Origin of the sequence: Blastomonas sp. RAC04 (assembly GCF_001713435.1) — a bacterium.
Classification (GTDB): domain Bacteria; phylum Pseudomonadota; class Alphaproteobacteria; order Sphingomonadales; family Sphingomonadaceae; genus Blastomonas; species Blastomonas fulva.
This window is the reverse complement of record NZ_CP016460.1, coordinates 3,810,492-3,826,249: the sequence shown is the minus strand read 5'-3', so window position 1 is coordinate 3,826,249 and position 15,758 is coordinate 3,810,492. Positions and strand designations below refer to the sequence as shown.

Sequence of the window (15,758 nt, the reverse complement as noted above, 5' to 3'; positions counted from 1 at the left end):
TCATGCCTGCGCCGCCCATTCGCGCAGCATGTGCTTGGCGATCTGAAGCTGCAAGATCTGGGTGGTGCCTTCATAGATGCGATAGACGCGCGCATCGCGGAAATAGCGCTCGGCCTCATATTCGGCGAGATAGCCGGCCCCGCCATAGATCTGCACCACGCGGTCGACCACGCGCCCGCACATTTCGGTGGCAAACACCTTGGCCGCGGCGGCCTTGCGCAGCACGTTCTCGCCTGCGTCGGCCCTGCGGGCTGCATCCTCGAGCATGCATTGCGCGGCGTAGATCTCGATCTCGCTTTCCGCGAGCATCTGCTGGATCAGCTGGAAATTGGCGATCGGCTCGCCAAACGCCTTGCGTTCATTGGCATAGCGCAGCGCGCTGTCGAGCGCGCGCCGGGCATAGCCTGCGGCGGCTGCGCCGACCGAGAGCCGTCCGTTGTCGAGGCTGCGCATGGCAATCGCAAAGCCCTTGCCTTCCTCCTCGCCAAGCAGCGCGTCTGCAGGCAGCTTTACGTCCTGCAGGATGATATCGGCAATATGGCTTCCCGCCTGGCCCATTTTCTTGTCGGACTTGCCGACCGAGACCCCTGGCGTATCCATCGGCACGATAAAGGCGGAGACATGCGCGTTCTTGGGCAAGGCCTCCTTGCTGGTCCGCGCCATCACCAGCGCGACTTTGGCAAACGGGGCGTTGGTGATGTAGCGCTTGGCGCCGTTCAGCACCCAGCCGTTGCCGGATCGGGTCGCCGTCGTCTGCATGGCGGCCGAGTCCGATCCCGAGCCGGGCTCTGTCAAACCAAAGGATGCGATTTCGCCCGCTGCCAGCCGGGGCAGCCACTCTGTCTTCTGCGCATCGGTACCGCCATTCTTGAACGCCGAGCAGATCATGCCGATGTTGATCGAGGTGATCGACCGATAGCAGGGCATGGCATAGCTCAGCTCCCGGATCGTCCGGATATACTGCTCGATGTTCATATCCGCCCCGCCGTATTCCTCCGGCATGGTCAGGCCGAACAGCCCCATGTCGCGCATTTCATCGATGATCGCCACCGGGATAAGATCGGTTTCGAGAATCTCCTTCTCCGCCGGGATCAGCCGTTCGCGCACATAGCGCTGCAACTGATCGATAAACTGTTCGAAGACATCGGTATCCATGGTCGCTGTTCCTGGCATGCTGGCAAATGGAGGCAAAACTGTCGCGGATCGCGCAAACGGGCGAAGACAAGGTTAATCGCCCCAGTCGACATGCTGCTCAAATCGGATCGTAGGGAAACACATGCGCCGAGACCTCGTCGGCCCGGGCAAAGCTTGGCTGGAACGCCGGGATCAGTTCGTCTGCAATTGTCTCGGGCGTCCAGCCTTCTGCCTTGGTCATCGAGCGCACCGGACGCGGCTTGCTGAACAGCACGATCTCGTTCTTGCGCACCGAGAAAATCTGGTTGGTTACTTGGGCCGAGGCATCGGACGCCAGATACACCACCAGCGGCGCGATCTTGTCTGCGCTCATCGACTTGAACTTTTCGACCCGCGCCTTCTGCTCGGGCGTTTCGGCGGGGATCGACGCGATCATCCGGCTCCACGCGAACGGCGCGATGCAGTTGGAGCGGACGCCGGCGCGCGCCATGTCGAGCGCGATCGACTGCGACAGGCCCACGATGCCCAGCTTGGCGGCGGAGTAGTTGGCCTGGCCGATGTTTCCCACCAGACCGCTGGTCGAGGTGAAATGGATGAAGCTGCCTGATTGCTGGTCGCGAAAATAGGGCGTGGCGGCCTTGGAGACGTTGAAGCTGCCGTTGAGATGCACGTCGATGACCGCGCGCCAGTCCTCGTGGCTCATCTTGTGCCAGATGGTGTCGCGCAGGATACCCGCATTGTTGACGACGGCATCGATCCGCCCGAACTGGCGGACGGCATCCTCGATGATCGTCGTGGCCCCTGCCGGGTCGGCAACGCTGGCAAGGTTCGCGTAGGCCCGTCCGCCGGCTGCGATGATGTCATCCACGGTCTGCTGCGCGGGGGCAGCATCGCCCCCTTCCCCGCCACCGCTGACGCCGGGATCATTGACCACGACCGCAGCGCCGTGTGCCGCGCACAGCAGCGCAATCTCGCGCCCGACACCGCGTCCGCCGCCGGTCACCGCAACGACCTTTCCCTCGAGCATCGCCATATTCACATCCTTTCAGCAATTCAGTCGGTGAGCATGGCCTGGAAACGCTGCCGCATGATCGCTTCGGCATCCGCGACAATCCGCGTGATCAGCTCGGCACAGGTCGGAATATCGTGGATCAACCCCTGCACCATGCCTGCCGACCAGATGCCGTGGTCGGTATCGCCGCTCGCCAGTCCTTCACGACCGCGAACACCCTTGACCAGATCGGCAACCGCCTCGAACGGCTTGCCCTCGCGCTCGGCGGCGACGACCTGCTGCGAAACCTCGTTGCGCGCGACGCGCGCGGTGTTGCGATAGGTGCGGAAGATCAGATCGGTGCCACGCTCGTCGGTGGTAACCATCGCATCCTTGAAGCTCTGATGGATCGGCGCCTCGACCGTCGCGGTAAACCGCGTGCCCATGTTGATGCCCTCTGCCCCCAAAGCCAGCGCTGCCGCCAGCCCGCGTCCGTCGCCAAAGCCGCCGCTCGCCAGCAGCGGGATTTTCACCTTGTCGGCTGCCACCGGGATCAGGATCAATCCGGGAATGTCGTCTTCCCCGGGGTGCCCTGCACATTCGAAGCCGTCGATCGAGATGATATCGACCCCGGCGCGCTCTGCCGACAAGGCGTGACGCACGGCAGTGCATTTGTGGAGGATGCGAATGCCATGCGGCTGCATCATTTCCCACAGTTCGCGCACCGCAGGCGTGCCGGCTGTCTCGACAATCTTGACGCCGCTGTCGATGATGGCCTGCGCATAGGCGCGGTAATCGGGCGGGTTGATCGTCGGGAAAACGGTCAGGTTCACCCCGAAAGGCTTGTCGGTCATGCCGCGACAGCGTTCGATTTCCTCGGCCAGCGCCTGCGGCGTCGGCTGGGTGAGCCCGGTCAGGATGCCAAGCCCGCTGGCGTTGGACACCGCGCTCGCCATCTCGGCTATACCCACCCATTGCATCCCGCCCTGCACGATGGGATGCTCGATTCCGAGCATGTCGGTCACTCTCGTTTTCAGCGGCAAGGCTCTCTCCATGTCTTCATTGATCGATTGACCGCCACCGTGGTGCGACCAACCATTTTTTGATCCAGTGGCCATCCCCTCTGGACTCATTAGCCGGGGGAATTATATAACTAGGTAACAGCATTCAACCCCAGTTTTGGAATTTGTCCAATGGCTGGGTACAAAAGGAAACCGACGCTCCGTCGCGAAACGCAAGCGGGTAACAGCATGGCCGAGCGCAACCCAAGGGACAAGTTGCGTAACGATACCATGGGCCCGAAAGCGCAACACGGCTTGGCGGACAGGAAGATGGAGGATGAGTGATATGGCCAGCCAGGCAGTGCAGCACGCCGCAGAAGCATTCCCGCAGACGCAGGAACTCAAGACGCACAACCATCTGATCGATGACAAGGCGGCGCTCGATGCTGCCTGGGAGCAGGACGGATACTGGTTTTTCCGCGATGTCCTCGACAAGGCGGCGGTAGCGCGGCTGCGCCAGTCGTGGATTGATGAGCTGGAGCGCAACCGCGTGATCGACCCGGTCGGCAGCTCAGCGACCGACAAGAGCGTCGCCTACAACGGTGGCAGCCTCGAGACCTTTCCGTTTCGCATGGAGCCGATCGCGGCCAAGCGGCCCTGGGTGCAGTTTGTTGCCGAACAACCGATCAATGCCTTCTTCACACGGCTGTTCAAGGATGACCCGTTCTGGGTGCCCGTCGTCGAATACCGGGCAACACCGCCGCAGCAGGACCGGACCAAATCGCGAATCGATGCGATCCACCAGGACGGCCCGTTCAGCCCTGGCATTCCGTTTCGCATCTGCTGGATTCCGCTGGCCGAGATTGACGCCGATATCGGCGGCCTGATGCTGGCCGAGGGCATGGCGGCAGACCGGGTGAGCTATCACCCCAAGGTCGAAGGCGGATCCAACGGCGCGATCCCGCTTGATGCAATCCCTGCCGACCGCTGGCGCCGCACCACCTATCAGGCAGGCGATGTGCTGCTGATGAACCTGTGGACCCCGCACACGGGCCTGGCCAACCGGTCCGACCGGTTCCGCCTGTCGATGGATCATCGCGTCATGGCCAAGGGCGACAAATGCCCGCTGGTCGGCATTATCGAGGACATCAGCGAGAGCCACGTCGTCATCCGCAACGCGCAAGGCGAGCATCGGCTGACGATCGATCCGGAGACCTATGTCCGCAATACCGTGGGGCAGAAGCTCAACGGCACCGCGATCACCGATTTCCACACCATCGGCCGCGAAGTGATCATAGCCTATGACGGCGACCGCGCGTCGGTGGTCCGCCCGCCGCATTGATCGCTCACCCGGCCAAGACGTGAAGCGTTCGTTGCAGGACGCAAACAATATCAGGAGAGCCCGATGAACATTCACTCGCCCCAGGGCATGAAGAGCTGGACTGGCAAAGAAGCCATCATTCCGGCGAGCAACTATATCGATCCCGAATTTGCCCGGCGTGAGGCGGACGGTCTTTGGAAGAGGGTCTGGCAGATGGCCTGCCGCGAGGAGGAAATCCCCAAGGTCGGCGATTTCTATACCTATGAGATCGTCGATCAGTCGATCATCGTCATTCGCACCGGCGAAGACGAAATCAAGGCGTTCCACAACGTCTGCCCCCATCGCGGGCGGACATTGACCGAAGGCTGCGGCCATGCCGCGCGGCTGTTCTGCCGCTATCACGGCTGGAACTGGAAGATCGACGGCACCGACCCGCGCGTGGTGGACCGTCACGAATGGGCCGCAGAAGACCTGACCGACGACGACCTCAGCCTGATGCCGGTCAAGGTCGGGCGCTGGAGCGGCTGGGTCTATATCAACATGGCCCCTGACAGCTGCACGCTCGATGAGCATCTCGCCCCCGCCAAGGCGTTTCTCGATCCGTTCGACATCGGCGGCATGAACTATCACTGGCGCAAATCGACGATCCTGGACTGCAACTGGAAGGTCGCGCTGGAGGCGTTCAACGAGGGCTATCACGTCCAGACGACACACAGCCAGATGCTGCGCTATATGGATGACTGGACGCAAAGCTACGCGCACGGCCGCCACGCGCATTTCGGCTATTGGGAAGCCATGCCGATGGGGTCGCGTTCAGCGCGACTGACCGGCGGCCAGCCAACCGAGGACATCCGCCCCGGCATCCGCGACTATATGGAAGACATGGCCGCGACGCTCAACGCAGGATCATCGGTGCAGACCGTCCATGCCGCGCGCCGGGTGGAGCAGGAAGTGCCGCCGGGTACGCCGCACCTGGAAGTGCTGATGAAATTCGGCCAGTTCATCTATGAGCATGCGCTCTCGCTCGGCCTGAAATGGCCCGACATCACCCCGCAGCAGATGCAAGAGGCCGGGATCGACTGGCACCTCTTCCCCAACCAGATCATGCTGATGGGAGCCACCGGCCTGCTCGGCTATCGCGCGCGGCCCTATGGCAATGACCCCGACAAGTGCATTTTCGATGTCTATTCGCTCCAGCGCTATCCTGAAGGGCAAGCCCCCAAGGTGGAGCACGAATGGAGCCAGGACCATAAGGACAAGGATTTCTGGGGCCTGATCCTGACCCAGGATTTTGCCAATGTCGCCGAAATCCAGAAAGGCATGAAGTCGATCGGCTTCAAGGGTGCCCGGCCCAACCCCAAGCAGGAGGTGGCAGTGCTCAACTTCCACCGGTCGCTGGAGGACTTCCTGGATGAAGGTTACGCGGCTTGAGCCAATGAATGCGTGCTGTGCGGGGGCGAGCGTCGCAGACGCTTGCCCCGTCGCTCATTCGTACCTACGAAAAGGCGATTTGAAGCGTTCCCTGCCGTATCGATACTGCATCGCCACAGGGTAATGCAGCGATACCTGGCTGGCCCGGTCAAGGCTTTCGATCTCCGCTTCGGTCAGCGTCCAGCCTGTCGCGGCCAGATTATCGAGCAACTGCTCGTCGGTGCGCGCACCCAGCAACACCGAGGTAACGCCGCTGCGTGCCCTCAGCCAGTTGAGTGCGACCTGGCTGTGCGTCGCACCATTGCCGCGTTCCTCAACTATTGCATCGACTGCGGCCAGCACATTGCGGCACCGCTGATTGTCATAGGCTGTCAGCGCGCCCATCAACTCCAGCCGGGTGTTGCCGCTCGCCTGGCCGCGGAACTTGCCAGAGAGAAAACCCTGCGCCAGCGGGCTCCAGATGATTGCGCCAACGCCCATGTCGATACCGCAGGGCAGCAATTCCTCTTCCGCCGTCCGGGCGACCAGCGAATATTCGATCTGCTGGCCGATATAAGCGTTTAGCCGGTCGCGTTCGGAAATGCCCAGCGCCCTGGCCAGTTGCCAGGCGGCAAAGTTCGAACACCCGATGTAGCGGACCTTGCCCGAGCGCACGAGGTCATCAAGCGCGCGCAGCGTCTCGTCCTGCGGCGTCAGACCGTCAAAGCTGTGGACCTGATACAGATCGATCCAGTCGGTGCCTAGGCGGCGCAGCGATGCGTCACACGCATCGATCAGGTGACGGCGCGACAGGCCGATGTCATGCACGCCCTTGCCCATACGGTTGAAGGCCTTGGTCGCCACGCAGACCCATTTGCGTTTCTTGCCCAGCGCCTCACCCAGGATTTCCTCAGACCGGCCGGCTCCATAGACATCGGCGGTGTCGAAGAAATTGATGCCATGATCGATGCACAGATCAACCTGGCGCGCAGCATCTGCACCCCTGGTCGATCCGGTCGCGCCAAAGCGGCCCTCACCATCGGAAAAGGTCATGCAGCCAAAGCCAAACACCGAAAGTTCGAGCCCGCTTTTGCCGAGAAACCGCTTTTCCATACCATTGGCTCCTATTGTTTGCGCTTGGCGCCCGCCACCGCGGCCTTGGTTGCGGCCAGTTGCCGCTTGAAATCGTCGCTGCCCAGCAGCAGCGCCTGATTGGCGAGGTTGGCCTGCCACTCCGCCTCCATCGAGGTTTCCAGCCCGCGCTGCAGCCCCTGCTTGATGCTGGTATAAGCCATCGCTGGAATCTGGCCGAGCTCTCGGGCAAACGCCATGCCACGTTCGGCGAGCAGATCGGCGGCAATCACCTCGCCAACCATGCCGATGCGCAGTGCCTCATCGGCAAGCACCGGCCGCCCGAGCAGGCAGATGTCCATCGCCCTGCCAAGACCGACCAGCCGGGGCAGCAGGAACAATCCTCCCAGCGGCGGCATGATGCCAAGCTTCACCCAGCTTTCCTGAAAGCGGGCGGTATCTGCCGCGATGCGGAAATCACAGGCCAGCGCCAGTTCGCACCCCACGGTCACTGCCGCGCCCTGCACGAGCGCCAGCGTCGGCTTGGGGCAGCGATAGATCGCGCGCGCAGCGCCCTGAAAGCGCGAATACACGGTGTCGCGGATGTGCTGCGCCGACATGCCCGTCAGCCGGTCGAGAAAACCGAAATCCGCTCCGACCGAAAAATGGCGTCCCTCGGCCATCAGCACGATGGCGCGGACATCCGCATCATCGCCGAGCGCGGCAAAGGCGTCGCGGATTTCCTCGAGCATTTCAGGCGACGAGGCATTGCCGATATCGGCGCGCGCGACGATCACCTGTGCAAGGCCGGTGTCATGCATTTCAATACGAATATGATCGAGTGCCATGCCGATTATCCACCTGATCCCATAAGCGAAAAGGGGGAGGATGCCGGCGTAAACGCCAATATCCTCCCCGCATCGAAGTGTTCGTCAGGCTGCGGTGCTCATTGCAGCCCTAGGATCAATCGCCGCCAAGTTCGCGGTGTCGAGCCATCATCTTGACAGCCTTTTCAGCCAGCGCCTCGGGCACCGGCGGATACAGCGGCAACGGACGCGCCTTGCTGGGCAAGGCAATCGTCGCGGTCGACTTGATGGTTTCCTCGCCACGCTGGTTGGTGAAGCGGACCACGACGTCGACCAGTTCGTTGCCATATTCGGTGCGCTTGCCGACGACTTCGCCGGTGACGAACTGCACATCGCCCATGTAGTTGAACTTGCGGATCTCATCGTGCACCTTGGTGATGATCGCGTCGTCACCGGCCCAGTCGTTGAGATAGCTCCACAGATAGTTTTCGCGCATTACCCCATAATCATAGGCCATCGGGTTGCCGATCGCCTGCGCCCACACCGGATCCCAGTGCAGCCGCTGCGCCACGTCGGGTACGCCATATTCGTTCTTCACATAGAACGGCGCAATGCGCTTGCGGTTCTTGTGCGCGCGGCGGCCGACGGTGGGGGCATAGGGCACGAAGCCGTAGCCGCCCGCGTGGAAGCACACCACGTCGGTCACGGTCAGCGGACCCTTGGCCTGACGACCCAGCGGCGAGCCGATCGCCACCTCTTCCGCCCAGCGCTTGGCCGGTCCCTGGACCTGCTCGGCGGCATAGACTTCTTCGATCGCCGCGAACTCTTCGTCGGTCCACACCTTGGGTTCAATGGCGGAGTATTTGCCCTTTTTCGCCGCGGTCTTGCGTTCGGTCAGCACGCTGAGCACGCGATAGACCGACACGACATCGCCGCGCTGGTTCATGTTGACGTGGCGGCGCACGTTGATCACCGACCGGCCCGCGAATTCGGACTGCTTGACCTCGCAGCTTTCCTCGCCCGAGAAGGTGTAGATGGTGTCGCCGGGATACGCCGCGCGGTAGAATTCCCAGTCGGCGCCCGACACGAACACGTGAATTCCGCGAAACAGGCTCTTCTTGAGAGCGCGGATTTCGTCAGGCGTGGGGTCGCCGAGCAACGGCTTGCCGACCTGGCCGATCATCATGCCCGGAGCGATGGCATCGCCCCAGCGGGTGCGCCTGGCGTAATTGGGATCGGTGAACAGCGGGTTGTCGTCGCCGCAGCCGTACGACCAGTTGCGGATCGAATCATGGCTCAGCGTTTGCACGTACTGCGCCATCTTGCCGGGCTCTTCGAAGCCGATCAGCTGCTTCTGCCGTTCGATATCTTCGTCTCTGATTTCGTAGGATACGGCTTTTTGCCATTCCTCACTCTGCTTGATGTCGTCAGCCTTCGTGGCCATGCGATCTCTCCTGTCCTAATCGTCTAACTAGGTGATATCTATAACCCGGTTGATATGCAAGGCTTGGAAGTCATCCAACATAGCATCAGCCTCCAATTTGCGACGCCACCACACCTGTCGATCCCCGGCAGATAGAGTTGGCGCCCCCGGAATTCCGTGGCTGGGCAGGCTTATTTGCATGAAACCATTCGGTTCGCTGGCGCGCCGACGATCCGCCGCGAGACCACGCATCCTATCCAACTCCTTCCAGAGAGCCGGAAATTGCTCAAATCTGGAGGAAGATGGCGGGCAGACCAGCAAGCCTGACCTTCTCCAGCCATTCGGCAGCCACCAAGTTGGCGGAGTCGGACGCCGCAATGCGGTCGGCGATTTTGTGCAGCCTGGCCTGGTCGCCCGGATCGATGCCGTCTGCGATCAGGCGTCGGGCCTCAAGGAGGCCTGCCTCGCGTCTGCCCGGCAATATGACGGTAGTTCATCCGCCAGTATTCCGTCCCGGTCAGACAGTTTGCAATCGATGGCTTGGGCTTCGCGTGCGCGAGTGTTGCAATTGCAAGCCCCGGTTATCTGGCACTTCCGGTCATTGCGATGGACCTTTCGCCGGCAAGTTATGCCGCAGGTCCATCAAAAACCCCACCAGATGGACAATGTGCAGGGCAACATTACGCTCGAACCGCTGGGAAGGCATATCACAAAAAAAGCGCTGAAAAACGGCAGCTTACGCTACGTTTTCGGACCTCGTGCGAGAGGCCCTGGAGCGGGTAGAGGGAATCGAACCCTCATAGCCAGCTTGGAAGGCTGGAGCTTTACCACTAAGCTATACCCGCGCGCATGGGTCGCGTGTGCGATGCGAGGGCGCTCATGCCACTTGCTACCGGGAGCGTCAATATCTGGTTTGACTGCAAAACGACAGTCGGAGCCAGAGCCGGTGTCTACTGCGCGTCCAGCCAGTGCTTGAGCAGGTCATGCGCGATGGCGAATGGGGGCGGCGCGATGAAGGGGGCGGTCTCGTCGCCTGCCATCGCGGCGCGGACCTCGGCGGCGCTGAACCAGCCCGCCTCCTCGATCTCGGTGGTGTCGAGCGTGAGTTCGTCGCTCAGCGCCTCGCTGGTGCAGGCGATCATCAGCGAGGACGGGAACGGCCAGGGCTGGCTGGCGACATAGCGCACGTTGCGCACGCGGATTCCCGCTTCTTCGAACAGCTCACGTGCGACCGCTTCCTCGATGCCCTCGCCCGGCTCGACAAAGCCTGCCAGCGCGGAAAAGCGGCGCGCGGGAAAGCGCGGCTGGCGGCCGAGCAGGACCTTGCCCTGATATTCGGACAGCATGATCGTGACCGGATCGACACGCGGAAAATGCTCCGCGCCGCAGCCCGAACAGGTCCGCGACCAGCCGCCCTTGGACATCGTGCTGGCGGCCCCGCACAGCGAGCAGAAGCGGTGGCGTGCGTGCCAGTCGACCAGGGTGCGCGCGCCGCCGTACAACGCGAGCTCGTCGGCGGGCAGGCTGGCGAGCATCTGCCAGACGCGCGGGTTGTAGTGCAGGCTCGAGCCGGGCTCGCTGCGCTTCAATTCGGCGAAATGCGCCTTGTCGTCCATCAGCCCCAGGAAGATCAGCTCGCTGTCGGGCGCGGCATCGGCAAGGCTGTGCCAGACCAGCCGCCCCTCGACGCTGACCTCGGGCTCGAGCCCATTGAGCGAGAGCAGCTTCGCCTTCCAGTTCATGTAGCCGGCGAGCCGGTCGGGATCGACGCGGACCTGATCGGCACGGTCGATCCGCCCCCCGGTCAGCGCCGGAGCAATCAGCGACAAGGACATAGCGCTTCCCCCGTTGCGGCCGATCAGCCCATGGCCTGCAGCTGGTCGTAGATCATCTTGGGGAATTCGCGCTGGAACGGATAGCTTTCGGCCGGCATGTACTGGGTAAAGCCCGATGCGCGGATGCCGCGGACATGGTCAACAAACGCCACCGTTCCGGCTGCACCGCCCCAGCCATAGGTCCCTGCAGGGCCCTTGGCATTGCCCAGGCCCACGCGTCCGCCCGCGCCGAAGCCCTGGTCTTCCACCCAGGTGCCCTTGGTGACCGCGGTGTTGGGAAGCAGGTTGGACATGCCGAGCAATGCGGTCTGCTCGGACATGATCCGCGTGCCGCCCAGCTGGCCCTTGCCGACCAGCATGCCGAGGAACCGGTCGTAATCGCGCGCGCTGCTGACCAGTCCGGCGCCGCCGAACGGGAAGGCTGGCGGCGTGGTAAAGATGCTGTCCTGCGCCGGATCGATCGGGATCAGCGCGCCTGCAAACGGCGCGTAATTGGTGCTCAGCCGCGGAACTTCGCTCTGCGGAACGGTCCAGTAGCTGCTGGTCATGCCCAGCGGATCGAACATAGCCTTTTGCAGGAAGGCGCCCAGTTCCATGCCGCTGGCGACCTGGATGACATAGCCTAGAAGGTCGAGCCCGATCGAATAGCTCCAGATCGTGCCCGGCTCGGCGACCAGCGGCAGCGAGGCGACACGGCGCGCGAACTCGTCAATCGGCGGGGTCGGCGCGGGCATCGGGAAACCGGGAATCGGGGTCTTGCTGACCGCGGCGGGATTGATGCCGAGCTTGTTGTATTCTTCGAGCAGCGGGCCCTTGGTGACGATGTTGTAGCCCAGGCCAGCGGTGTGCGTCATCAGGTGGCGCGGGGTGATCATCGTCTTGGCGGGCACTGCATCCAGGCTCTTGGCGGGATCGGTCAGCACCTTCATGTTCGCAAATTCGGGGATGAAGTCCGCGATCGGCTGGTCGAGCTTGAGCTTGCCCTGGTCAACCAGGATCATCGCGGCCATGCCCGCGATCGGCTTGGTCATCGAATAGACGCGCCACAGCGAATTGGCATCGACCGGGGTGGGGATGTCCAGAGCCAGATTGCCCGCGCCGATCAATGCGGCTTCCTGCGCGCCGAAGCCCAGCGACACCAGCATGCCGGCGACCTTCTTGGACGCGACATAGTCTTCCACCTGCGCGCGGATCAGCGCGAAATCGCCGGTCGCCATCGCCCGGGCATAGCCCGGCATCGCCGCGAACAGGCCAAGCAGTCCGGCGAATCCCAGCACATGGCGGCGGCTCAAGTTCGGCATCTGGTTCAATACCTTCGACATAGTCTGCTCCTGTTCGTCTTTGCCCCGCCTTTGGCGGACGCGGCTTTATCGATGCTGAATGGCGATATGCGCGGCCTTGGCGAACAGCGTCGGCAACCCCGCCTCCTCAATCCGCTCGACGGGCCACCAGCACGCACCATTCAGGTTTTCAAAGGCAACCTTATCGATTTGGGGCCCGCGATAAAGCGCCAATGACAGGTCGAGCGAAAAATGTGTGAAGACGTGCGCGACCGCGGCATCGAGCTGCGTCCACTGGCCCGCAAGCGGCGGCGCGCGATTGCCGTTACGGCTTGCAGACCAGCCGTCGTCGGGCAGCGCGCGCATGCCGCCGAGCATCCCCTTGTCGGCGCGCTGGACCAGCAGGACATGGCCCTGCTGCTCGATCCACCAGGCGGTGCCGGTGCGCGCGGGCTTTGCCTTTTTGGGCGGCTTGACCGGCAATGATTCGGCAATCCCCTGCGCCCGCGCCTCGCACCAGCCGGCGACCGGGCACAGCAGGCACGAGGGGTTGCGCGGGGTGCAGATCGTGGCGCCCAGGTCCATCATGGCCTGCGCAAAATCCCCGGGCCGCGCGGCGGGCAGCATCTGCTCGACTTTTGCACGGATTGTGGATTTTGCGGCGGGCAACGGGGTGTGGATCGCAAACAGCCGCGCGGTGACCCGCTCGACATTGGCGTCGACCACCGCCGATGGCCGGTCGAAGGCGATCGCCGCGACGGCAGCGGCGGTATAGTCGCCGATGCCGGGAAGCGCGCGCAATCCCGGTTCGGTGTCGGGAAAACGCCCGCCATAATCAGCCGCCACCGCGCGCGCGCAGGCGATCAGGTTGCGCGCACGGGCATAATAGCCCAGCCCCGCCCAGGCCGCGAGCACGTCTTCGGCCGGAGCCGCCGCCAGCGCCTCGACCGTTGGCCAGCGTCCGATGAAGGCGTTGAAATAGCTGGTGACCGCAGCGACCGTGGTCTGCTGCAGCATCACCTCGGACAGCCAGACACGATACGGATCGGGCCGCACCCCGGCTGCGCGCTGCTGCGGCGAAATGCGCCAGGCGAGCGTACGGGCGTGCGCATCGTAATGATCGAGCAAGGCAGCCGCGATTCGCGGAGCCTCGCGCTCATCCACAATTTTCTCGCGACACTCGACGGGCATGGCCCGGCTATGCCATGGTCGGCTGCGATATGGAACGCGATAAGCCCCAAACTGCAAAGCCTCCTGCCAAGCCGTCTGCATCGGCGCGCAAGAAGGCAGCGACGGCGCCTGCCCGCCCGGCGCGCGCGCGCGGCGGCGAGGCGCGCGGCATTGCCGACCTGATCCCGGCGATCGGCGAGACCAGCTTTCGCCGCTTCGGTTTCGTGCAGAGCTCGCTGGTCAGCCGCTGGGCCGAGATTGCAGGGCCGCGTTATGCCGCGATGGCCAGCCCCGAATCGATTGCCTTTCCGCGCGGCCAGAAGGCGCAGGGCACGCTCAACCTGGTGGTCACCAGTGCGACCGCGATCTTCATGCAGCATGCCGAGCCCGAGATCATTGCGCGGGTGAACCGCTTCTTCGGCTATGAGGCGGTGGCGCGGGTGCGATACCGCCATGGCGCGCTCAGCCGCCCGCTGCGGCCCGAGCCGCGCCCCGCAGCGCCGCCGTCGCTCAAGCCGATGGCTATCGCGCCGGCCGATGGCCTCAAGCCGATCGGCGACCCGGAACTGCAGACCGTTCTCGAATCGCTCGCACGCTCGATGGCCGACAAGGAGGCACGCGAGGCTGCGGCTGAGGCCGCGCGTGCAGCCCCGGTTAAGCTGAAAAGCGACAATCTCAAACCCGTGCGCCTGTTTGCGCCGCCACCATCTGACGAGGTCCATTGATGAAAGCGCCCCTGCGCCCCCTGATCGCCCTGACCGCATTTGCCCTGACCGCCGCTTCGGCCGCGCTGCTGCCCGTGGCAGGGACCGCGCAAAGCGCCGCCACCGCCTGGACCGACAAGGTCAGCCAGTCGGATGTCGGCGGCCATGTCCGCGGCAACACCGCCGCGCCGCAGAAGATCATCGAATACATGAGCTATACCTGCCCGCATTGCGCGGCATTCGAGCAGGAATCGAACCCTGCGCTGGCCGACGGGTTCATCGCTACCGGCAAGACCAGCCTTGAAGTGCGCAACTTCATCCGAGACCCTGTCGACCTGACAGTCGCGCTGCTGGCGCGCTGCGGCGAGCCGCGCAGCTTCTTCCGGCGGCACAAGGGCCTGCTCGCCAGCCAGAAGACCTGGCTGGGCAAGGCGGGCAGCATGGGCCGCGAGGGCCAGGCGGCATGGTATCAAGGCGATACCAACGCGCGGCTGCAGCGGATCGCCAGCGATCTTGGCCTGTACGACGAGCTGCGCCGCCACGCGCCGCTCGCCACCGATGCGCAGATCAATGCGTGCCTGGCCAACAAGACCGAACAGAACAAGGTGCTGGCGATGACCAAGTTCGCCACCGACACGGTCAAGGTGCAGGGCACCCCCAGCTTCACGCTGGGCGGCAAGCTGCTGGCCAATGTGTACGACTGGAAAAGTCTGGAACCGCTGCTGGCCAGCCGCTAAAGCGCCATCACACGAGGTTATCCGACATGCGCGGATCTGAATGACAAGGACCAAGCCCTTATGAAGCGTATTGCCAGCCTGATTGCCCTGCCCCTGATGCTGTCGCTCGCCGCGTGCGGTGGCGAGGCGGACACCACCGCCGAAGGTGCCGCCAGCAAGGAGCCGATCGCGGCGATCCCCGCACCCGCCGGCAAGAACTGGTCCGAGACCGTCACCAAGACGGCGGACGGCTATTTCGTGCTGGGCAACCCCGAAGCTCCGATCAAGCTGGTCGAATATGCCTCGCTCACCTGCAGCCATTGCGCCGATTTCGCCGAAACCGCCTTCGCCACCATCCGCGACAAATATGTCGCCAGCGGCCGGGTGAGCTTCGAACTGCGCAACTTCGTGCGCGAACCGCTCGATCTCACCGCATCGATGCTGACCCGCTGCGGCCCGCAGGAAAGCTATTTCGCGCTGACCGAGCAGGTGCTGGCCAACCAGGCCGACATCTTCACCAAGGCGCAGGCGATGGGCCAGCAACGCTTCGACCAGGTGCTCGCGCTCCCCGACAACCAGCGTTATGTCGCGCTGGCCGAGGGCACGGGGCTCACCGACTTCTTCGCGCAGCGCGGCATCTCGCGCGATCAGTCGAACCAGTGCCTGACCGATATCGACGCAGCGCGCGCGCTGGCCGACGCCACAGGCAAGGCAACCCGCGAGGACAAGATCCAGGGCACGCCGACCTTCTTCCTCAACGGACGCCAGGTGGAGTTCACCGGCTGGCCGGCGCTGGAAACCGAAATCCAGGCGATGGGAGCACGTTAAGCTGAACCAGGGGGGGCTGATCGAGACAGGTGACGACCGGGCGGAAACGCCCGGCGCGCCGATCAGCG

General features: G+C 63.5%; 15 protein-coding genes and 1 tRNA gene. 5 read left to right on the top strand and 11 right to left on the bottom strand.

The window, feature by feature from the left end:
- From BSY18_RS18745 to BSY18_RS18735, 3 genes are all read right to left on the bottom strand, one after another.
- A complete protein-coding gene (locus BSY18_RS18745; RefSeq protein WP_069051513.1) occupies positions 1 to 1,155 on the bottom strand; it encodes an acyl-CoA dehydrogenase family protein in 1,155 nt (384 codons plus the stop codon).
- A gap of 97 nt (positions 1,156 to 1,252) precedes the next feature.
- Complete coding sequence (locus BSY18_RS18740) at positions 1,253 to 2,161, bottom strand: SDR family NAD(P)-dependent oxidoreductase (RefSeq protein ID WP_083231678.1); 909 nt, start codon at positions 2,159 to 2,161, stop codon at positions 1,253 to 1,255.
- Positions 2,162 to 2,187: 26 nt separating this feature from the next.
- Positions 2,188 to 3,168, bottom strand: coding sequence for an NAD(P)H-dependent flavin oxidoreductase (locus BSY18_RS18735; protein WP_069051511.1), 981 nt, complete (start codon positions 3,166 to 3,168; stop codon positions 2,188 to 2,190).
- Positions 3,169 to 3,472: 304 nt separating this feature from the next.
- Between BSY18_RS18735 and BSY18_RS18730 the strand changes: the two genes are divergently transcribed.
- Positions 3,473 to 4,468 carry a phytanoyl-CoA dioxygenase family protein gene (locus BSY18_RS18730; RefSeq protein WP_171900279.1) on the top strand — a complete coding sequence of 332 codons (996 nt, stop codon included), beginning with the start codon at positions 3,473 to 3,475 and terminating at the stop codon, positions 4,466 to 4,468.
- Between the two features lie 63 nt (positions 4,469 to 4,531).
- Entirely contained in the window at positions 4,532 to 5,878 is a 1,347-nt protein-coding gene (locus BSY18_RS18725; protein WP_069051510.1) for an aromatic ring-hydroxylating oxygenase subunit alpha, read from the top strand.
- Between the two features lie 54 nt (positions 5,879 to 5,932).
- Here the strand turns inward: BSY18_RS18725 and BSY18_RS18720 are convergent, their stop codons facing one another.
- The 8 genes from BSY18_RS18720 to mutY all read right to left on the bottom strand — a co-directional run bounded on the left by BSY18_RS18720 (position 5,933) and on the right by mutY (position 13,463).
- Entirely contained in the window at positions 5,933 to 6,970 is a 1,038-nt protein-coding gene (locus tag BSY18_RS18720; protein ID WP_069051509.1) for an aldo/keto reductase, read from the bottom strand.
- Between the two features lie 11 nt (positions 6,971 to 6,981).
- A complete protein-coding gene (locus BSY18_RS18715; RefSeq protein ID WP_054133575.1) occupies positions 6,982 to 7,776 on the bottom strand; it encodes an enoyl-CoA hydratase/isomerase family protein in 795 nt (264 codons plus the stop codon).
- Between the two features lie 115 nt (positions 7,777 to 7,891).
- Positions 7,892 to 9,178: an FAS1-like dehydratase domain-containing protein gene (locus tag BSY18_RS18710; RefSeq protein ID WP_069051508.1), complete on the bottom strand. Its 1,287-nt coding sequence runs from the start codon at positions 9,176 to 9,178 to the stop codon at positions 7,892 to 7,894.
- Positions 9,179 to 9,443: 265 nt separating this feature from the next.
- Positions 9,444 to 9,638, bottom strand: a complete 195-nt coding sequence (locus tag BSY18_RS18705) for a hypothetical protein (RefSeq protein WP_069051507.1) — start codon at positions 9,636 to 9,638, stop codon at positions 9,444 to 9,446.
- Positions 9,639 to 9,928: 290 nt separating this feature from the next.
- Positions 9,929 to 10,002: transfer RNA gene (locus BSY18_RS18700), tRNA-Gly, on the bottom strand.
- A gap of 105 nt (positions 10,003 to 10,107) precedes the next feature.
- The gene (nudC, locus tag BSY18_RS18695; RefSeq protein WP_069051506.1) at positions 10,108 to 10,992 is read right to left on the bottom strand and encodes an NAD(+) diphosphatase; all 885 of its coding nucleotides are present in this window, start codon (positions 10,990 to 10,992) and stop codon (positions 10,108 to 10,110) included.
- 23 nt (positions 10,993 to 11,015) lie between these two features.
- Entirely contained in the window at positions 11,016 to 12,314 is a 1,299-nt protein-coding gene (locus BSY18_RS18690; protein WP_069051505.1) for a serine hydrolase domain-containing protein, read from the bottom strand.
- Positions 12,315 to 12,359: 45 nt separating this feature from the next.
- The gene (mutY, locus tag BSY18_RS18685; RefSeq protein WP_069051504.1) at positions 12,360 to 13,463 is read right to left on the bottom strand and encodes an A/G-specific adenine glycosylase; all 1,104 of its coding nucleotides are present in this window, start codon (positions 13,461 to 13,463) and stop codon (positions 12,360 to 12,362) included.
- Between the two features lie 14 nt (positions 13,464 to 13,477).
- On the opposite strand from mutY, the gene BSY18_RS18680 reads away from it, so the two are divergent.
- Genes BSY18_RS18680 through BSY18_RS18670 form a run of 3 tightly spaced genes read left to right on the top strand, consistent with a single transcriptional unit; the run spans position 13,478 to position 15,690 of the window.
- On the top strand, positions 13,478 to 14,167 hold the full coding sequence (locus BSY18_RS18680) for a DUF721 domain-containing protein (RefSeq protein WP_069051503.1): 690 nt from the start codon (positions 13,478 to 13,480) through the stop codon (positions 14,165 to 14,167).
- On the top strand, positions 14,167 to 14,883 hold the full coding sequence (locus BSY18_RS18675; protein WP_054133586.1) for a thioredoxin domain-containing protein: 717 nt from the start codon (positions 14,167 to 14,169) through the stop codon (positions 14,881 to 14,883). Before BSY18_RS18680 ends, BSY18_RS18675 begins: the two co-directional genes overlap by 1 nt.
- A gap of 60 nt (positions 14,884 to 14,943) precedes the next feature.
- On the top strand, positions 14,944 to 15,690 hold the full coding sequence (locus BSY18_RS18670; RefSeq protein ID WP_069051502.1) for a thioredoxin domain-containing protein: 747 nt from the start codon (positions 14,944 to 14,946) through the stop codon (positions 15,688 to 15,690).
- The last annotated feature ends 68 nt before the right edge of the window (positions 15,691 to 15,758 follow it).